At 42.0% G+C, this 21,089-nt stretch carries 10 protein-coding genes; 8 read left to right on the forward strand and 2 right to left on the reverse strand.

Going from position 1 to position 21,089, the window contains the following annotated elements; all coding sequences use genetic code 11:
• The first annotated feature begins 9 nt into the window (after nt 1-9).
• The 4 genes from BV214_RS14150 (at nt 10) to BV214_RS14165 (ending at nt 8,570) form a co-directional block, all read left to right on the forward strand.
• On the forward strand, nt 10-1,518 hold the full coding sequence (locus BV214_RS14150; RefSeq protein ID WP_086478173.1) for a RagB/SusD family nutrient uptake outer membrane protein: 1,509 nt from the start codon (nt 10-12) through the stop codon (nt 1,516-1,518).
• 436 nt (nt 1,519-1,954) lie between these two features.
• Nucleotides 1,955-4,336 carry a glycoside hydrolase family 95 protein gene (locus BV214_RS14155; protein ID WP_086478164.1) on the forward strand — a complete coding sequence of 794 codons (2,382 nt, stop codon included), beginning with the start codon at nt 1,955-1,957 and terminating at the stop codon, nt 4,334-4,336.
• Between the two features lie 563 nt (nt 4,337-4,899).
• Complete coding sequence (locus BV214_RS14160; RefSeq protein WP_086478165.1) at nt 4,900-7,197, forward strand: glycosyl hydrolase family 95 catalytic domain-containing protein; 2,298 nt, start codon at nt 4,900-4,902, stop codon at nt 7,195-7,197.
• 458 nt (nt 7,198-7,655) lie between these two features.
• The gene (locus tag BV214_RS14165) at nt 7,656-8,570 is read left to right on the forward strand and encodes an alpha/beta hydrolase (protein WP_086478166.1); all 915 of its coding nucleotides are present in this window, start codon (nt 7,656-7,658) and stop codon (nt 8,568-8,570) included.
• A 100-nt stretch (nt 8,571-8,670) separates the two neighbouring features.
• Here BV214_RS14165 and BV214_RS14170 read toward each other — a convergent pair whose 3' ends face one another.
• A complete protein-coding gene (locus BV214_RS14170) occupies nt 8,671-11,697 on the reverse strand; it encodes an aminotransferase class III-fold pyridoxal phosphate-dependent enzyme (protein WP_086478167.1) in 3,027 nt (1,008 codons plus the stop codon).
• 36 nt (nt 11,698-11,733) lie between these two features.
• A complete protein-coding gene (locus tag BV214_RS14175) occupies nt 11,734-13,770 on the reverse strand; it encodes an MGH1-like glycoside hydrolase domain-containing protein (protein ID WP_086478174.1) in 2,037 nt (678 codons plus the stop codon).
• A 236-nt stretch (nt 13,771-14,006) separates the two neighbouring features.
• Between BV214_RS14175 and BV214_RS14180 the strand changes: the two genes are divergently transcribed.
• The 4 genes from BV214_RS14180 (at nt 14,007) to BV214_RS14195 (ending at nt 20,970) form a co-directional block, all read left to right on the forward strand.
• On the forward strand, nt 14,007-14,570 hold the full coding sequence (locus BV214_RS14180; RefSeq protein ID WP_086478168.1) for an RNA polymerase sigma factor: 564 nt from the start codon (nt 14,007-14,009) through the stop codon (nt 14,568-14,570).
• A gap of 204 nt (nt 14,571-14,774) precedes the next feature.
• The gene (locus BV214_RS14185; RefSeq protein ID WP_086478169.1) at nt 14,775-15,908 is read left to right on the forward strand and encodes a FecR family protein; all 1,134 of its coding nucleotides are present in this window, start codon (nt 14,775-14,777) and stop codon (nt 15,906-15,908) included.
• Between the two features lie 98 nt (nt 15,909-16,006).
• Nucleotides 16,007-19,405, forward strand: coding sequence for a SusC/RagA family TonB-linked outer membrane protein (locus tag BV214_RS14190; RefSeq protein WP_086478170.1), 3,399 nt, complete (start codon nt 16,007-16,009; stop codon nt 19,403-19,405).
• A gap of 23 nt (nt 19,406-19,428) precedes the next feature.
• A complete protein-coding gene (locus tag BV214_RS14195) occupies nt 19,429-20,970 on the forward strand; it encodes a RagB/SusD family nutrient uptake outer membrane protein (RefSeq protein WP_086478171.1) in 1,542 nt (513 codons plus the stop codon).
• The last annotated feature ends 119 nt before the right edge of the window (nt 20,971-21,089 follow it).

Here is a 21,089-nt window from a genome sequence, read left to right on the forward strand (position 1 = left end):
GATAATAAAATGAAAATCTATAGAAAATTTATACGAGCTATAGCCGTCGTAACCGCAATATCCTGCACTACGGCTTGTAGTGACTTTTTGGACGAAGAGGATGCATCTAACTTTACAACCGACACCTACTTTACAACGGCCGAACATGCCAAAAGCGCTGTTAATGGGATTTACGAACCCTTAATACCGATTACCAATAGTGGTTTTGGAGGGGGGCCATGGTTAATGTTGGAATTTGCTACTGGGTTGGCCAACACCTCCTTGGGGCAGGCCACCAATATTTACCTAGTAAAAGATTTGATCAATAATTCCGACAATGGATATGGTAATACCTTCTGGACCGAATACTATACCGGGATATCCAGAGCTAATTTAGCGATCGAAAAAATTCCTGAGATCAATATGGACGAAGCCGAAAAGCAGCGGTATTTGGCTGAAGCAAAATTCTTTAGGGCCTACTACTACTTTGGTTTAGTAAGAATGTTTGGAAACATCCCGCTAATTACCAACACCGTAGATTTATCTTCTGAACAGCTATACCCCGAACAAGCTTCCCCAGAGGCAGTTTACGACTTAATAGTAAGCGACCTTAAAGAAGCAGAAAGCGCCGGACTCCCTTGGAGGGACCTATCGGGGCGGGTATCCATGGGAGCGATAAAAACCTTGTTGGCAGACGTATATTTGACCATGGCGGGCTACCCATTACAGAAAACCGAAAACTATCAGCTTGCAGCCAACAAGGCTAAAGAAGTTATTGACTCCGGGGAGTTCAGGCTTTTTGACACCTATGATGAGCTTCACGACCCTGCCACCAAAAACACTGGGGAATATATCTTTATGACCCAATTTGCAGCTAACATTCAGTCTGGGAATTGGCAGCCTGCTATATTGCCCTATAACCTAGGAATCTCGGCTTACTCTGCCCAAACAGGGGGCATCTTTTCTACCAACGAGTTTGCAAACTCCTATGAGGACGGTGATAAACGTGCTGAAGAAAAGCAGTTTTATTTTACCAGCTATTCCTTGGAGGCAGATCGCAATGACAGCATTAATTTAGGAGCACCCTATATTTATAAGCTCTTTGATATTGCTGCTAATGAAGAGAGTGCCCAGTCTGACCTAAACTGGACCCTCTACAGGTATGCCGATGTACTGCTAATGTATGCCGAAGCCGTAAATGAAGCTGAAGGCGGCCCCACTGCAGAGGCATATGCTGCAGTAAATCTAATTAGGGAGCGTGCAGAAATCCCGGATTTGGCCGGACTTTCACAGGATGATTTCAGGACTGCTGTGAGAATTGAGCAGGTACACGAGCTAAGTTTTGAAAACCAAACTTGGTTTGATATGGTGCGGTGGAGAAAGGCCTACAACCCAGAAACCAATCAATTGGAGGATTTTGTGGGACACACTTTCTCTTACTTGCCCAATAAAGCTCTAACCGAAAGGGAATTATTGTTTCCGATCCCTACTTCGGAAATGCAGAACAACCCTAATTTAACACAAAACACAGGGTACTAATCTAGTAAGATACCCAATACTATTTTATAAGGCATGGGGAGCTACTTCCCATGCCTTATTTTTATTTGATCAATTTATAGTTATACCAAAAACAAAGCCTGGAAGCATATTACTTTGTCCTGTGCTCCAATTTTAGTTTTTATTAAAATAAGCATGCTGGAGGCAAAATACCTATCAATTTAAAACCATGAAGTTGTAGCAAAGCATGTGCTCAACCTGTATCTTGCCTCTCCAATCATTGCGAAATAAACAATTGTTGCCATTTGTTAGGAAAAAGGGTAAGTCCAACTTTTACCCCAATCAGAAATAGATAAGAGTCAAGGGGTATTGGTGCAGAATCCTGACTACTAGGCATAAAACATTTAAATACAAACACCTTAAAACAAAAAGAATCCAGGAATTATCCAAATTCCTGGATTCCTTTAAATTTGGACCAATGAACACTATAAAATACGGCTATTTCAGCACCTTAATCGCGCTTGTCCTTTTCACCAGTTTTCACCTCCATAGCCAGGAGGAAACCGCATTAAAACTTTGGTACCAAGAGCCAGCAAAAAAGTGGATGACCGAAGCACTCCCTATTGGCAACGCCTATATGGGCGCTATGATCTTTGGAGCGGTGGAAGAGGAGCATATCCAATTTAATGAAGAAACCCTATGGGCTGGCGGTAAGGGAGAATGGGAACAATACAACGGAGGAAACCGCGAAAACGCACATAAACACCTGCCAGAGGTTAGAAGATTACTTCAGGAAGGCAAGTATAACGAAGCCCATCAATTAGCTAATAAAGAACTAACGGGCATCATTAAAGGGACTAATGAACAGACAGGATGGATAGGTTATGGCTCCTACCAGCCCTTTGGGGATGTCTTCGTAAGGCCAGAGCACAAAGGACAACCCAGCAATTATACCAGAACTCTAGATATTTCCAAAGCCCTTGCGACCGTTCAATATTCCGAAAATGGTATCGCCCATAAGCGTACCTACTTTGCCAATTACCCCAGCAGGACCCTCGTTTTCAAATATGAAAATAACAGTCCGGAGGGAATTGACTACGTTATTAAGAAAACCACCGTCCATAAAAATACTACCACCGTACTACAAGGGAACCAACTAATCATGTCTGGCAGCCTGGAAAACAATGGGATGAAAATGGAAAGCAGGATGTTAATAGATACCGATGGTGGCAAGCTTACCTTTAAGGATGGGGAATTATTGATAACCGCTGCCAAGGAAGTGATCCTTTATCTAACCGCAGCAACGGATTATAAAAACGAATACCCTCATTACACGGGACGGGATTACAAGGCTTTAAACAAAAAGACAATCAATGCTTTAAAACAAAAAAGCTACAACCAGCTTATATCCGAACACATTGCGGATTACACCCGCTTATTTTCTAGGGTCCATTTTATATTGGAATCCGCGGACCAAGCCCATATTCCAACAGACAAAAGGCTACAAGCATACGCTGCCGGAAACGAGGACCCACAATTGGAAACCCTTTATTTTCAATACGGACGTTATCTGCTTATCAGTAGTTCCAGGCCTGGCAGCATGCCTGCCAATCTCCAAGGAAAGTGGAATAATATGACGAATCCGCCTTGGGCCAGTGATTACCATGCCAATATCAACATTCAAATGATTTACTGGCCAGCAGAAATCACCAACTTATCGGAAACCCATGAGCCACTAATAGATTATATAGACAAGCTGAGAGCCCCAGGACGTAAGTCGGCCAAGGATTTCTTCAATACGCGGGGGTGGATTGTCAATACTATGAACAACCCCTTTGGATTCACCGCTCCGGGATGGGATTTTCCTTGGGGCTTTTTCCCAGGGGGAGCTGCATGGTACGGAAGGCACGTATGGGACCATTATAAATTTTCAGGGGATGTGGATTACCTAAGGGAAAAAGGATATCCCATTATGAAAGAGGCTGCCCTATTCTGGTTAGATTACCTTACCAAGGACGAAGAGGGGTACTTGGTATCCTCTCCTTCCTATTCTCCCGAACACGGAGGTATTTCCACAGGGGCCTATATGGATATTCAAATTGCTTGGGATATTTTCTCCAATTGCATTAGCGCCACCGAGGTTTTAGGGGAAGACAAGGAATTTAGTGAAAAATTGATCAAGGCAAAAGCGCAGCTATTACCGCTAAGAATTGGAAATTGGGGGCAGTTACAGGAATGGAAGGAAGATGTAGACGACCCTAATAACAAACATCGTCATGTTTCCCATTTATATGCGCTGTACCCTGGAGACCAGATTAATTCTATACAAACCCCTAAATTATTGGATGCCGCCAGAGTTTCCCTAAATGCTAGGGGCGATGATGGCACCGGATGGTCCATAGGATGGAAAATTAATTTTTGGGCCCGTTTATTGGACGGAGACCGCGCCTATAAACTCATGAGGAGAGGCATGCAATTGGTCCATGAGGATGGGGTGAATATGATGGACGGTGGTGGAGTCTACACCAATCTCCTATCCACTCATCCACCCTTTCAATTAGACGGCAATATGGGAGCAAGCTCAGGAATGGCAGAGATGCTTTTGCAATCCCATTCCGGAGAAATTCAACTATTGCCTGCGCTTCCAAAAGCTTGGCCTACTGGAAAAATTACTGGCTTAAAGGCAAGAGGCGGAATTCAAGTTGATTTAGTATGGAAGAATGGCACCTTATCCCAAGTGAGGATCCAGTCAGCCCAAGACCAAACAAAAAAGGTAACTTACCAAGGACAAACTACAGAAATTCGGTTAAAGAAAAACAAAGCAGTGATTTTGAATCAGTATTTAAATCCGATGAATTAAACGAGATTAATTGTAAAATGGAAGGGATTTGAAAGGTATTGAACACTTTAAAACTATTAGGCAAATTTATAGGATCTAACACAGCAACATCCTTGCATATACCAATTTTGCCTAAAACAATTGTTTGATGCAAAAAAATACCATAATAAGCCCCAATAGTGGTAGTGTAATCCTTTCTTTAGTTCTAAATTGCATAAAGGTTAAATTAAGAATTTACAATTGAGTTTTGTGAACAAACAATGGCACCTGCTCATAAGTGCCATAATTTTATTGAGTTAGTTTAAGAAATCCGGAACCCCATTGGGGCATCCGGATTTCTTTATTTCCCTCCTACAAAAGCCTCTCAATTCCCTACCTATTGCCCACACCATTAGCTTGGCAACACCCCACTACCATAAAAAATCTCCTTCCCCCTTAAAAAAAATAAACTTAGTTTTTCCGAGGGTTGCTCTTTTCCTTCAGGTTAGGTATCTTGGGCGCTTTAATAATCAAAGTGTTAAGCTGTAAAATTCAATTATAAACCTTATATAACCCGGGCAATCACAGTTTGCAAACCAATCCCAATGAATCACAAAATACTATGTTCCCTACTTATCTTATGCTTACTTGTTAGTTGCAAGAAGAAGGAAAAGCATATAAAACTGGATCATATTCCACAATACGAACTTAAGTTTAACCAATTAGCCACTTCTTGGGACGAGGCCATTCCCTTAGGAAATGCTACCGTAGGAGCTTTGATATGGGAAAAAAATGGAAAACTTCGCTTTTCGTTAGACCGTTCGGACCTATGGGATTTGCGTCCCATGGAAAATCTCAACTTTAAGGATTATGGCTTCGATTGGGTAAAACAACAGTGGGAAAACAATACCTATCACAAGGTACAAGAACGTTATGACGAGCCTTACGATCTACTACCGGCACCCTCCAAAATTCCAGGGGGTTCCCTAGAGTTCGATATTAGTGGCTTGGGTGAGGTAGCATATGTAAAATTGAACTTAGCTACCGCCATCTGTGAGGTTAAATGGAAGAATGGAGCGGTCCTAAAAACTTTTGTACATGCTACAGAACCCGTAGGTTGGTATTCATTTGAGAACATCAATAGTGATTTAGACCCCACCATTATTCCCCCACCTTATGTATCCTTACAACAGGCAGGAACTGAGGATCCGGTAACGGGACAAGACTTACGCAGGTTAGATTACGATGGTGGCAGGGTTACACAAAAAGAGTATACCATCACTTATGACCAGCAGGGTTGGGAAGACTTTAGGTTTCAGGTACACACCCAATGGCAACCGAGTCCTACCCATCTAAAGGGGAGCTGGAGCATGAGCACCAAACAAAATGAGGGGGACACTACGGAAACCGCAACCCAAATAGTCGCCAACAGCCTTACAACAGGAATTGACTCCGCTATGGCAAGTCACACTAAATGGTGGCACAATTTCTGGAAACAATCCGCTATCAAGGTGCCAGACCCCATCCTACAGAACCAATGGTATATGGAGCTATACAAATTTGGATCGGCGGCAAGGCAAGATGCGCCTCCTATTTCACTACAAAGTGTGTGGACGGCAGACCATGGGAAGCTACCCCCGTGGAAGGGCGATTTCCATCACGATCTAAATACCCAATTAAGTTATTGGCCTGCTTATACTGGGAATCAACTAGACCTGCAAAAGGGATTTTTGGATTGGATGACCACCTACAAGGCAACATTCAAAAAATACACCAAAGAGTTTTATGGCACCAATGGCTTAAACGTACCTGGGGTAACCACCTTAACGGGAGAACCTATGGGAGGTTGGATTCAGTATTCCTTCGGACCTACCGTAGGGGCCTGGTTGGGGCAGCATTTTTATTTGCATTGGCGTTATTCCATGGACCGCGATTTCCTAAAAGAGGAAGCATATCCTTGGATCAGGGACGTTGCAATACATTTTGACGAATTATCCGAATTGGATGAAACCGGCCAAAGAAAACTTCCTTTGAGTTCTAGTCCAGAAATCCGAAACAATACCCGCGAGGCTTGGTTTAACGACATCACCAATTTTGACCTTTCTCTAGTGAGATGGACCTATACCCATGCCGCTGAATTGGCCCTAGAGTTGGGATTAACGGAGGAAGCCAACCGATGGAAGGCCTCACTAGAGGAGTGGCCAGATTTTGCCGTAAATGAGCAAGGCCTTATGGTGGCGCCCAGTTTGCCCTACCAAGAATCGCACCGTCATTTATCGCATCTAATGGCGATTCACCCCCTTGGTCTTATAGACGTTTCCAACGGAGAAGAGGATAAAGAAATAATAAGGAAGACCATTGAAAATTTAGATCAAGTAGGAACAAGTCAATGGGTGGGATATTCTTTTAGTTGGCTGGCCAACTTAAAAGCTAGGGCCTTGGATGGAGAAGGTGCGGCAAAGGCCTTGAGAGATTTTGCCACTGCTTTTGTCCTTCCCAATAGTTTTCATGTAAACGGCGATCAATCCGGGACCGGTAAATCCAATTTAATCTACCGACCATTCACCCTAGAAGGCAACTTTGCTTTTGCTGCCGGATTACAGGAAATGTTGATACAGAGCCATACGGGAACTGTCCATATTTTCCCGGCCATTCCCAAAAATTGGAAGGACGCGGAATTTTCCAAATTACGTGCGGAAGGTGCCTTTTTGGTATCCTCCAAACTGAAATCTGGAAATGTAAAATGGGTGTCCGTTGTTTCTGAAAAAGGAGGGGTATTCCGGTTAAAAAATCCTTTTTCCACACAACAAATTACTACGGAACCCAAGATGGAAATACAATGGGAAGGCGATGTTATGATCCTCTCAATGAAACCTGGCCAAAAAATAGCGATTAGACCATAAGGTCCTAAAACGAAATCACTATTTAACAAACAGTCCTTCAAAATGAGGCACTTAGCCAACAATTCCGACTGAGTAGTTTGTTTAACAACAAGAAACTAGATAGGAAAATGGCGGAATTCACCTTTTTATTTCGCCATTTTCACTTTTAAATCATTCGTTTTCATCACCCTTTTCTTCCAAAACGATACTACACAAACAAGTTGGATTAGTCCAGAAATTTTTAATCTTAAGCTTAGCAATTATTGAGATGGAATAGCAGTATTAAGTGGCGTCTTAAGTTCTATTTTCATATCCAATTATTTTACTTTTATAATTGATAGAAATAATGAACTCCTGTATAACATTTCTATTATCCCAACGATCCAATCACAAAACCCATGATCATTTAAACCTATATTCATAGGTATTCCCTTCTCCTAATTTTCTATCTTTAAAACTACCAACCTATACGTTACCTAATGAAAGCATTATTTTTCTTTATAGCATATTTATGTACCATGACCAACTTTGCCCAAAACACCGTTCTACCGCTATGGCCGAAAACTATTCCAAATGCCATAGCAACTGATATTACCGAAGAAATTATTAAGGAGGATATCATAAGAATCTCCAAAGTACAGACGCCAACCATAGAAGTATACCTCCCCGCAAAAAAAATTGCTACAGGACAGGCGGTACTTATATTCCCTGGTGGAGGTTATGGGATTTTGGCTTATGATTGGGAAGGAACCGATTTTGCCAAGCTTTTAAATTCCAAAGGCATTGCTGGTATAGTAGTAAAATATCGCCTTCCAAACACTCTATGGGCCACCGATAAACATAATGTACCCTTACAAGATGCGCAACGCGCTATGCGATTGGTGCGTTCCAAGGCAACCGCATGGAATATTGATCCGGAAAACATTGGTATTATCGGATTTTCCGCCGGTGGGCATTTGGCCTCTACCCTGGGCACCCATTATAATGAAGTGGTTTATGCGAAACAGGATGCCATTGACCAACTAAGTGCACAACCCAATTTTATGGCCCTTGTCTACCCAGTGATAAGTATGGGCGACCTAAATACCCATGGAGGATCTAGAAAGAATTTATTGGGTGAGCATCCATCCCAAAAATTGAAAGATCACTTTTCCAACGAATTTCATGTAACGGCCGACACTCCTCCTACATTTTTGGTCCACGCGTCGGATGACACTGCAGTACCCGTAGAAAATAGCCTCCTTTTCTATGAAGCGCTGCGTAAAAACATGGTCGCCGTAGAAATGCATATTTATCCCACTGGCGGCCATGGCTTTGCCTTGGGATTAGAGAATCCTCATTTAGCTGGTTGGACCGACCTATGGGTAGGGTGGATGACTGGGTTGAAACCTTGATCCGCGCTGGGGTTGTTAGGTTTCGACTGCTACCGACTAGCTCTCGCCTTAGCTTTTGGGACGAGCGAGACTCCTGTCTGACGCCATCGTCATCGTACGCTTATACCTTCATAAAGTCCTCAGCCATAATTTTACGGAGATAGGACAGCAGCTCCTCGGCATGTTCTTTGGCAAACACTAAAGGGGGTTTTATTTTGAGCACATTGTTATCGGGACCATCCGTACTCATTAAGATCGCATGATCTTTCATTCTGTCTGCCAGGTACTGGGTCTGCTCTGTTAATGGCTCTTTATGTTCATTTACCAATTCCATTCCCAAGAAGAGCCCTTGTCCCCTTACATCTCCGATGATGGGATAATCGGACGCTAATTTTCTTAATTCTTCCTTTAAAAACTCTCCAATAGTATAGGCATGTTCCTGAAGATTTTCGCGTTCTACTACCCTTAGTACTTCAGCCCCAATGGCACAGGATACGGGATTACCTCCAAAGGTATTGAAGTATTCCATCCCATTGGCAAACTTCTCCGCCACTTCTGGGGTGCAGGCTACCGCTGCAAGCGGATGACCATTCCCCAAGGGCTTGCCAATGGTCACAATATCGGGCGTAACATCATGCAATTGAAAACCCCAAAAAGTTTTCCCCACCCTACCGCAGCCCACTTGCACCTCATCGGAAATACAGAGTCCGCCAGCTTCTCTCACTATTTGGTAAACCTCTTTTAAAAATCCAGCCGGTAATTCTACCTGTCCGCCACAACTTATAATCGGCTCTACGATAAAAGCTCCCACCTTCCGGCCTTTGGAAGTAATTTTCTGAAGTTGTTTCCATACTTCCTCGGCATATTTTGGACCAGCGTCCTTCCCTCGGTATTTTCCTCTAAATGCATCGGGAAGGGGAAAAATATGGGTATGTTCTGGGGCTCCCTGTCCCCCTTTTCCATCAAATTTATAGGAGCTGATATCGATACACATATTAGAGTTACCATGATAGCCCACTTCGGAAGCTATAATATCCCGTTGTCCCGTAGCGGCTTTCACCATACGGATAGCCAATTCATTAGCCTCACTGCCCGAATTTACAAAATGAAGGACACTTAATTCTGGCGGCAGAGTTTTCAATAGCTCTTGGGCCAATGCATTGATATTTTCATGTAAATAGCGACTATTGGTATTTATAAGTGCCATCTGCTCTTGCCCTGCCGTAACTACTGCTGGGTGCTCGTGCCCTACATGGGCTACATTGTTTACGGTATCCAGATATTTTCTTCCATACTGATCCATTAAATAAGGACCCGCACCACGTACCATTTTAATTGGCTCTTTATATTGCAAGCTTAAACTCTTCCCCAGATGTTCCTTTCTATAGGCTACGATATCTGCGTTGGCAAGCTCTTTCCTTGCTTCCAAGGCATCCAACTTGAATAATAGGTTGGGATCTGGACAAATACTGGCCCATACGGAACGCTGACTCACATAGGTTACTCCAGGGAAATCTACCGTATAGTCTAAGAGGGAAAGCATCAATTGAAAATGAAGGTGGGGCACCCAGTTCCCGTTTTCTTGCCCCTCACCCAATACACCAATTAATTGTCCGCCAGCAATAAACTCCCCCTTTTTATGGGAAGTGGCACTTTCCACGGAGAGATGCCCATACAGGGAGTAAAACTCAATTCCCGCTACCTGGTGTTTTAATATTACCAATCCCCCGTATTCCTTATCGCCGGCGTCATTCACCGCCACCACTACCTCACCATCCAATAACGCATGTACCGGCGTGTCTGCAGGCAACCAGAAATCTACCCCTAAATGTATAGAGCGACTCTCACGACCCTTGTTGCCTTTTTTCTCATAGGATGCAGTAGTGTAAATGGGACGCGGCTCTAGGTAGCCCCCTGCTAAAATTTTAGTAAGGTGTTCCCCTTGTAATTTATTGATTTTATACTGAAAGAAGTCTAGGTCGTTAAAATCCTTCTCATGACCCAACCACTTACTAGAAACGCTAAGATCTAGGTCAAAAACCTGATCCCTGCCGATGTTGGGAAACATATTTTTTAAAGAAAAAGTATTTTTTTCACACCATGCTACAAATGGTTCTTCATTGGGATGCGCGCTAAACCCACAGACCTCCCTAAAGCTAAAATGGGCAAAATCGGCATTTATTTCTCGCCATTTTTTAAGGACTTCCCAAGCCGGTTTCTCACTGATTAGCAGGTAGGTATTATCTGGCTCCGCTATTTTATTGATGGCGCTTTTGGTCACCGATATCGTCAGTCGCATCCCAATGGCCATATATAAATGCTTGAGTTCCTCTTGCTGCAGGGGAAAGGTCTGGTGATAGCCTTTTACAATGGGTAGGGCCGCCTCTAAGGGATCCTCATGTCCCATAATAGCATAGGCACAGGCAATGGCAAGATCGTTAATGATTTGTGTGTAAACAGCATCCCCAAAATCGATGGCAGAAATCACCTTAGGATTCAACAAATCCTCGGAAACTATTACGTTGTTATCATTGGCATCGTTGTGCACTACGCTTTTTCTGAGCTTGGAGTAAGTTGGCTGTTCCTGTAGAAATAACCGCTGGTAAAAGGAGACGATTTCCTTTTCTTGGTCTTTAAAAAGGTGTTGATGCTCTGTAGTCCATTGGCCTTGGGCCACGTCCCACTCAAATTCCCTATGGGCTTTGGAATGATTAAACCCCTGCAAGGCTTGGGTAAGTTTCCCACAATGTACCCCAAGACCAAACCGTAGCTCGTCCAATTGCGGATTTACCCCGCTCCATACCCGTCCAGAAATCCAAGACAGGAGTCGCACTTTCCGCAGCTGCCCAAAATCGTCTTTTATTTCCGAAATAAGGTTCCCAGCCACATCGGGAAAGACCTTAGGGGATACCAACTCCTTCCCATTTTCTTCCACATACTGCAACAAATGCTGTTGAAAATCCAGATAATCCTCATCTTCCCCAGGACGGGATACTTTTAGGATATAGGATTTCCCGTTCTTGGCATCGATCTTAAAGTTAAAATCGATTTCCCCGGGCAAGGGTTTTGCCTTGCCTTCAATTTTAAAAAGATCCCGGGCTATTCTTTCTGCCTTTTCCGTACTGATGTGTAAGTTATTGTAATCCATTAAACACATTTTTTATAGGTAATCCATTATATGGACTTATTCCTTAGTTAGCATCATGATAAGGTGGGCAGCACTCCAGCTAAAATTTTTAGCATATAGACCTTCCCCTGTAAGGGGGTGGTAATTCTCATGAATAGGAGTTCCTTTTCCAAGTACACCCAGCGCCCCCTCCAAAAGTTGTATCGTAGCCAGATCAGCCTCTTTGTTAAACCCATAATTTCGTAACCCTTTAATTCCAAAATAGGCCTGATCCAACCAATTTGGTCCTCTCCAATAGCCGTTCATAGGATCAAACTTAGGATGGTCCTTGGCCATGGTCTGAAAGGGCACCCTAGTGAAAAACTTGTTGGGATCCATCATCTTATCCTTTATTGCAACAGCCTGCTCAGGAGTTGCCGCATTAGCCCAAAGGGCCGTCCAACCCTCACTTCCTGCACCTTTAACAAAGCTAGTACCTTCTAAATTGGTATCATAAAACCATCCATCTTCTCTATCGAAGAATTGGGTTTGTACTTTTTCTTTTAATAGGGCGGCCTCCATAGTCAGCCGATCAACATCTTCGTTTTTTCCCAATGTCTTTGCCATATTGGCCAAGTATAATTTTTCGGCATACAAATAGGCATTTAAATCTACGCTTTCTTGGTTTAAGGAATAGGCTCCTTCCGAATTTTTTAGGATTTTGGAATGATCAAAACGGATTGCATTGTCCATGCCACTTTCCCATTTTGCGGCCAATACGGTCCCGTCCGTAGATCCATATTCACATAGCCCGTCCTGGTCATGGTCGCGTTTGGCGTACCACCACTGGTGGTATTTTAGCAGTTTGGGGTACATTTCCTTTAAAAAAGCCAGGTCCTTGTCTTTTTCCAATACCTTGGTAACTGCCCAAGCTGCCAATGGGGGCTTGGTATCCCTGTAGTTATGGGGCTCAATGGTAGTATCCCTATAAACACAATCTACGATAAATCCGTCTTCACTTTGAAAATGGAACATGGCCCTAATCTGATCCTTTGCCAAATTACCATCGTAAGCTGAAAGTCCCACCGCATGTTTCCATGAGTCCCAAGACCAAAAGCCATGAAACCATTCGTAGTGATAACTTGGAAACAAGCCTTGATGCTTTAACTCCCCTGCCGGGATGCGCCAATTATTTTGAAGTGTCATTTGGGCTTTGGCCAACACCTCGGCATATTTATCCGCTTTAAAATTATCCCTGCTCTTCTGAATTAAGGCAGTAAGCATGTTTTCCTTTTCTGCTTTTCTTGCCTCCAAAACCGAATCGAACTTAATATTCCTTATAATCGCTTTTTCCTTCTTCCATGAATATTCGGGAAAAATAAAAGTCTGCGCTAAAAGAAACTGTTTGCTTCCCCCCGGATTTAAGTATACCGTTTCATTTCCAATAGCGTAGTTTATACTATCGGGTACAAATACATTTCCCTCTTGATTGATTAGCTGTAAGTAGCCATTGGCCTTACTATGGACACTGCTAAGCTTCACCCCCTTTTCTTTCTTGGTTGCCGTGATGCCCAAATTGAATAATCCTCCCTTAAATCGGGAATTAATGGTGAGCCCATGCTTACTGATATTGGATATTGTGGTACGCTGTAAAGCGGTATGTCCGCTCATAAAGACCAATTCCTGCTGAATCCTTAGCGAATCATTTTCATATACTTGTTCCAGATGGCTGGCATAAGAAGTTTGCGACTTTAAATGATTTCCCAATTCCAATAATTCCGAACCGGGATCATTTCTACTAATTTCTAATTGGGCCAAAGACCTGCTTATCCACTTTCCATTTTGCTGGGTCATAAGAAAGGGACCGGAAAATCCGCCATAAGCCCCAAGGGTATCCGGAAAACTATAGGCAAACCAAGCGCCCTGGTCAGAAAACATTAACATGCTTCTATCATCCTTTGATTTAGGGGTACCTCTAAAATCCAAAATATTGGAAAAATAGGCAAGATTTCCATTATCTGCCCCCTGATCCCAATTTGACGTAGGATGTTGTTGACAGCTAACAAATAGCCAGGTCAAAATAAAAAAAGTAAATACTGAATACTGGGTGTCCATAAGATTATACATTAAGGGTCCATAATCTTAATTATAGGCTTTTAATTTATGCAAATTCTATCTTAAAACAATAGGAGAAAGCAATCCAAGTAATCTTAATTGCTCTATTTATTTGGACAGCGCCAAATTACAAAAAATATTGAATCTGCAACTTTTTTAACTTCTTTTCACCTTTTATTCTAGGGACATCATGGTATATATCTTTTGATTAGTTTTGTCAAAATTCATTATAGAAATTGGACGATATATCCATATTTAGGGAAATACAGAAACGGAACAGATTTGTTTATAAAAATCTTTTTGAAGACCTATATGAAAGTCTGGTCCATTATGCCTTTGGATATCTTTATGACCGAAACGCCAGTGAGGATGTAGTTCAAGAAACCTTTATTTATCTCTGGGAAAAAGCGGATACTATCGCTTTAAAATCTTCTTTAAACTCGTATTTGTACGCCATGGTCCGCAATCGTTGCCTAAATTATTTGAAAGCAATCAAAATTACAGATCAAGAAGGTCTTTTGGAACTACACTCGGTTATAGATCATGAATACCACTTGGAAGCACTGGAAGAGGAAGAAAAGGTTAAGATTTACAACAAGGTTATCAGCATCATCGAATCCTTGCCCCCGAATATGCAAACCATTGTAAAATTACGGTTCATCAGCAATTATAAATATTTGGAGATCGCCGAAGAAATGGGCGTATCCGTCAACACTGTAAAAACCCAATTAAAACGCGCAAAAATTAGGATTTGGGAATTACTTAGTATCATTTCATGGATTTTTATCTTTCGTTCTTAAAAGATATTTTTCTCACTGAAATCTATCTACAATTACCATCTAATGTGCTAAAACAGGGCAAGCACCGCATACATACTATCAACTGGGGGACAAAAAGAATCAGGTCTACTCCGTAAAAAAAGCAAAGTTTTTTTTATTTCCTGTCACCCATTTGCCGTTTTAAATTGTCATATCATTAAAACGCCTCTTAAATTATTATCAATAATGGAGTTTAAGCTCATCGTAAAAAAGCTAAACAACACCCTGACCAAGGAAGAAGAACTGCGCTTCCAAGAATGGTATGGGGAGTCTGAAAAACATAGGGACTATTTTACCAAGGTCAAGGAAAACTATGTCCGATCCCCGGATACTATAGACTTAAAAAAAGGCTGGAATAGACTCGCTTCTACCAACAAATCCAAACGAGTATCTATTGCTTTTTGGAAATATTCAGCCGCCGCGGCCGTAGTTCTTCTAATCCTTTCCACCGTGTTTTTCACCAAGGAAGTGTCAAAACCCATAACAGATGCCCCTACAACTAGCGAAATCAGCCCCATAGTTATTGGAAGTGACAAAGCCACCCTAACGTTGGATAACGGCGAGCAAATAGTCTTGGGAAAGGGAGCCACCTATGAGGCCCCACACATAAATAGCAATGGGGAACAGCTAATTTATAATGGTCAATCTGAAGTTGAAAATACAAAAGTAGCCTATAATGTTCTGACCATTCCAAGGGGCGGACAATTTTTCATTGTCCTTTCGGACGGGACCAAGGTGTGGCTTAATTCGGATTCACAGTTGAGGTATCCCGTAAACTTCATGGCCAATTCCCCTAGAAAAGTAAGCTTATTGTATGGAGAAGCCTATTTTGAAGTGTCCCCGAGTACCGCCCATGGAGGGTCGCATTTTATGGTGGCCACTGGAAACCAAGAGGTAGATGTACTAGGAACCCAATTTAATATTAAAGCCTATAAAGAAGACTCCAATATAGCGACTACCTTGGTAGAAGGTAAAGTTTTGGTAAACACTGGTGCAGCATCTACCAATCTACTACCAGGACAGCAGGCAAACTTAGATAGTGCAACGAATCAGATCTCCCTTAAGGAGGTAGATATATACAACGAAATTTCATGGAAAAATGGTTTCTTCAGCTTTAAGGAAAAGCCGTTAAGCGAGATTTTAGAAGTACTCTCCCGTTGGTACGATGTAGAATTCGTCATTGAAAACAAGGACGCTGCAGGTGTACCGTTCAACGGGGTCTTCAACAAGAAGCAAGCGATAGAAAACATACTTACAATTATAGAAAACACCAATGAAGCAAAATTTAAAACAATAGGAAAAACAATCGTATTACAGTAGGGATTAAAAAAGGGGATAGCGTTTAAACCTGGACAATTTACTCCGCTATCCGCCTAGGATTAATTAATTAAATGTTTAACTAACTAACCATCAAATTTATGAAAACTAATTTTAATCAACCTCTTGTTTTTGGCAAGGGAAAACTTCTAATGACCGTTATGAAGACTTTTATCTTCTTATGCTGTATGGCTACCTTTGGTTTTGGTCCTAAAACAGCATTCGCGCAAAATGAAAAGATACTTATCAAATCGGACACCCATCTATCTGTTGTACAAGTTTTTGAACTCATCAAGAACCAAACCGAGCACACCTTTATCTACCGCTCGGATTTATTTGACCAAGCACCTAAAATTTTTCTAAAAAAAGGGAAGATCAAGGCAAATGATTTGTTGAAAAAGAGCCTGTCCTTCGGAAACTTCGATGTCAACTTCACCTCGGATGGAGCAATCCTTTTAGAAAAGAAACCCTTTACTCCTAAGAAAGTGGAGGTACAGCAAATTGTCTCGGGAACAGTGACGGATAGTAATGGGTATCCTTTACCCGGCGCCTCTATTACCCTTAAGGAAAATTCGACCATTGGAGTACAGACGGATTTTGACGGTAATTTTAGTATTGAGGTTCCCAATCCCCAGACCACTTTAGTAATTAGATATCTTGGATTTATGACCCAAGAGGTGATTGTAGGCAACCAAAGCCAAATTAACATCATCATGGAGGAGGATGCTCAGAGCTTGGATGAAATTGTGGTCGTTGGGTACGGAACCCAGAAGAAAAGCGACGTAACCGGAGCCATTAGTACCGTAAAAAGTGAAGAACTTACTAAGGTTGTAAGCACCAACCCAGTAGATGCCCTTCAAGGACGTGTTTCCGGGGTTACCGTTACCCAATCTTCGGGAAGTCCTGGATCTGCTTCGGATATCATGATTAGGGGTATTGGAAGTTTCGGGAATAACCAACCTTTATATATCGTGGATGGAGTTCAGGCCGATCCTTATTTTATAGATTCCAATAACATCGCCTCAATAGAGATCTTAAAGGATGCGGCTTCCGGTGCCATTTACGGAACTAGGGCCGCCAACGGGGTGGTTATTATCAGCACAAAAAAAGGAAAAAGCGGAAAGCCCAAAGTAGAAATTGGTTCTTCCCTAAGCATGAATACTGTGCGAAAAAAAATGAACCTGTTAGACGCCCAAGGGTATATTGATGTCCATACACAAATGTACCAGAATGCGGGAGCAGCCTTACCTCAATACTTGACCAATCCTCCGGCCACCAATACAGATTGGATTAATGAAACCCACAGGGATGGCCTTTTACACCTACAAAACGTACGTGTTAGCGGAGCCTCCGAATTTGTGGACTATAGCATAAGCGGTAATTTTGCGGATGAAACCGGCATTCTACTGGGTTCCGAATTCACAAAAAAAGGCATCAGTGCCAATATCGGCACCAAAAAAGGGCGTCTTAATATTAAAACCAATTTAACCTATAGTGAAACCTATAGGGAAGACTTTAAATTTTCACTAAGGGAAACCTATTTTATTTCTCCATTGATACCGGTATTGGACAGTAGCAAGGAGTCTGGCTACGGTTTTAGGTCCGGAGATATTCCAGATCACAGAAACCCTGTCGGAGAAGCAAAATTTTTTGACGGATATACAAAGCTGAAGTATTTCTTAGGAAATGTGAACATTGGCTATGAAATTATAGACGGTTTAAATTTCAATTCCAATTTCTCCTTATCCAACCTGGCAAATTACACCTATAACTTTCACCAACCCTTTAGGGTAAGGGACGTACAAGACGATCCGCAGCGTGAATTTTCCTTTATTTCGGAGTACAACAGTGAATTTAGAAGGCTTAATCAAGAATACACCCTAAATTATGAGGGAGAAATCGGAAAAAACACCTTCCAGCTATTGGCGGGTTACCAAAGAATTTCGGAGCCTTTCAAAGAAACCTATGCCCAAGGGGAAGGCTATAAATTGGACGAGGACAACAACAAAGTTCCCGCTATTATTTTAGACCCCAACTTTAATACCTTGAATGCTTTTAACGACGGTACCTATTCGGCGAACGGCACCAACGCCAAATATGCTTTGGTTTCCCAATTCGGTCGAGTGAACTACACCTACGATAATAAATATTTATTTCAGGCCAGTGTCCGTAGGGACGGTAGTTCTAAATTTGGAAAAAACAATAAGTACGGAGTGTTCCCTTCCTATGCCCTAGGGTGGAAAATCACCGATGAGGAATTTATGAAAGATCAGGAGCTATTTAATTTTCTAAAGCTACGCTATAGTTGGGGACAGGCAGGTAACGACAGTGCATTGGGGTATTATGACTATGTTGCCTTAATCTCTCAGGGTAAGAGTCAAAACGATGGAGGATACGTATTTGGCAACCCCCAAAACTCCAGTCTAGGTAGTATTGCAAGATCGTTGCAGAATGATAACTTACAATGGGAAACCAATACCTCCTCTAATTTCGGATTGGATTTTGCCGCCCTAGGCAATAAATTAACTGGAGCTATCAACTACTATAATAGTACAACAGAAGATTTATTGATTATCAAGGAGGTTTCGCCTTCTGCCGGAATCAATAACCCTGTAGTAAACGTAGGGGAGTTTCAGAATAAAGGGATAGAGATTGAATTGGGTTATACCAATAAGGACAACGACTTTCAATATTCCCTATTTTCTACCTTCACTACAATCAACAGTGAGGTAACTAAATTGAGTAATGAAAATCAGGTATTATTCGGTACCGGCCTCTTATTTGGATCGGATCATTTTGTAAACCAAACAAGGATCAACCATGAACCTGGGGCTTACTTTTTACCGGTAGCGGATGGGATTTTTCAAAATCAGGCCGAAGTGGACGCCCATAGTGTAGCAGGCAATTTAATACAGCCCGATGCTGCCCCCGGCGATATCAGATTTATCGATCAAAATGGTGATGGCATTATCAATTCGGAGGACGAAACCTATCAGGGGACAGCAATTCCCAAGTACGAGTACAGTTTAAATTTATCAGCAAATTATAAAGGATTTGATTTTAACGTATTCTTCCAAGGGGTTGGCGGAAATAAAATCTATAACGGAAACGATTTTAGATTATTAAGTATGGATACCGGTAGAAACTTTAGAACCGCCACCTTAAATTCTTGGACCCCAAGCAATACCAATACCGATATGCCCAGGGCGGTATTGGGTGATCCCAATCAGAATAACCGCGCCTCCACCAGGTTTTTACAGGATGGAGATTACCTGCGTCTAAAAACCATTCAATTGGGATATTCATTCCCAGAATCCCTAATAGATAATACATTTATCAATAGGTTAAGATTATATGCTACTGGGCAGAACCTGCTCACTTTTACCAAGTATGACGGTTTGGATCCTGAGGTAGGTGGAAGTATCCTTTCCAGGGGTATCGACATCAATTTGTATCCAAAATACAAATCAGTCATTTTGGGTCTACAACTTCAATTTTAATTATCAATAAAAATATTCATACAATGAAAAATCTATATAAAATATTCATAGCAACCTTTTTATTGGTAGCCATGGTATCCTGTAACGACGACGAGTTTCTGGTTGAGACCTCACCGGACAAATTAACTTCCGAAAACTTTTGGAGAAATGCTGAGGATGCCCTATCTGGGCTAACCGCAGCCTATTCTGAACTTGAATCTAGAAGTAATTTTTGGGACGGTTGGCAAGAAGGTAGACCAGTAGTGGAATATTTCAGATCTGATTACGCCTTACCGGGGCCCGATGCCAGCAATTACGCTCATTGGATGTCTATCTTTAATTTCAACTATACCAATGGTCACATCTTTTTGGACGTCCTCTGGGGCACTAATTACAAGGGGCTTAATTTTGCCAATCAGGTGATTACCAAAGTAGGGGAAATGACATCGGATCAGATTTCCGATGATGAAAAGAAACAAATCATTGGAGAAGCTACCTTTTTAAGGGCTTACTATCATTTTAAATTGCTTAGCCTTTATGAACAAATCATAATCCGAAACGAAATCATCTCACCAGAGACATTAGACAAGCCATTATCTAGCCGTCCCGAGGCTTGGGAAGCTATAATTACCGACTTTAAGGCGGCATCCGAGATGTTACCGGTCACAGTGGCGGATACTGATTTGGGCAGAGCTACCAAAGGAGCGGCCTTAGCCTATCTAGGAAAGGCCTATTTACATAAGGCCGGTGATGCCAGCTCTGCGGAAACTACGGACTACAAAAATGCCGCAGATGCATTTAAGGCGGTCGTAGATAGTCAAGTATATGCTTTGGAGCCAGATTTCCTTAGCCTTTTTAATGGCGAAAATGAAAATAACCAAGAATCTATTTTCGAACTTCAATTTAAATCGGGGGATGCTACTTCATGGAACGCCACCAGACTTCATGCCTTTGTGGGCGATTGGTCCATAGGCGGATGGGGAGGCATAGAAGCCAACCCCCAATTGGTAGATGTCATGAAAAAAGAAGGTCAGATAGCCAGTAACGGACTGTACGACAACAGACTTTATGGCACCCTTTATTTTAAAGATCCATTTTATAACGACCCCAATACCAACGAAATGCAAGGTAGCACTTGGGACGTTCTAATGAACGAAACCTATGGCGACACCCGTGATAACAAAGCCTATTTTAGAAAGTGGTTGCCAAATTATGTTTGGAACAATAGTTATGTTGGCGTAAATGTGGTGTTGATGCGTTATGCAGATGTTTTGTTGATGTATGCGGAAGCGCTTAACGAAACCGATAATACGCCTTTGGCCATCAGTCTTATTAATGAGGTAAGAAGGGTGCACGGAAATATGCCTCCAATTACAGTGTCCTCAAAATCTGATGTAAAGGCACAAATAATCCATGAGCGTACCATGGAACTGACCTTGGAATCTACCCGCTTCTTTGATTTACGTCGTTGGGGAATGTTGGATGCTGCTATGAATACTGCTGGAAGAAGTGGATTTGATGCTACCACACATAGTTATTTTCCTATACCTCTATCAGAAATTCAGGCCAATACGGCAATTGACTAAACCATTCTACTTATTATATTAATGAAAAAAATCTCTCGACAATCAAAGGATAGCCGAGAGATTTTTTTATGTTGCAAAAACAATACTGTCCTAAACGATTTCAGGAAGTTCTAAAACTA

This window comes from Arenibacter amylolyticus (assembly GCF_002150785.1).
In the GTDB taxonomy this organism is placed as follows: domain Bacteria; phylum Bacteroidota; class Bacteroidia; order Flavobacteriales; family Flavobacteriaceae; genus Arenibacter; species Arenibacter amylolyticus.

Excerpts from the sequence above, each read along its gene's own strand:
- BV214_RS14150 (WP_086478173.1), top strand. The coding sequence starts at position 10 with ATGAAAATCTATAGAAAATTTATACGAGCTATAGCCGTCGTAACCGCA.
- BV214_RS14155 (WP_086478164.1), top strand. The coding sequence starts at position 1,955 with ATGAACACTATAAAATACGGCTATTTCAGCACCTTAATCGCGCTTGTC.
- BV214_RS14160 (WP_086478165.1), top strand. The coding sequence starts at position 4,900 with ATGAATCACAAAATACTATGTTCCCTACTTATCTTATGCTTACTTGTT.
- BV214_RS14165 (WP_086478166.1), top strand. The coding sequence starts at position 7,656 with ATGAAAGCATTATTTTTCTTTATAGCATATTTATGTACCATGACCAAC.
- BV214_RS14170 (WP_086478167.1), bottom strand. The coding sequence starts at position 11,697 with ATGGATTACAATAACTTACACATCAGTACGGAAAAGGCAGAAAGAATA.
- BV214_RS14175 (WP_086478174.1), bottom strand. The coding sequence starts at position 13,770 with ATGGACACCCAGTATTCAGTATTTACTTTTTTTATTTTGACCTGGCTA.
- BV214_RS14185 (WP_086478169.1), top strand. The coding sequence starts at position 14,775 with ATGGAGTTTAAGCTCATCGTAAAAAAGCTAAACAACACCCTGACCAAG.
- BV214_RS14190 (WP_086478170.1), top strand. The coding sequence starts at position 16,007 with ATGAAAACTAATTTTAATCAACCTCTTGTTTTTGGCAAGGGAAAACTT.
- BV214_RS14195 (WP_086478171.1), top strand. The coding sequence starts at position 19,429 with ATGAAAAATCTATATAAAATATTCATAGCAACCTTTTTATTGGTAGCC.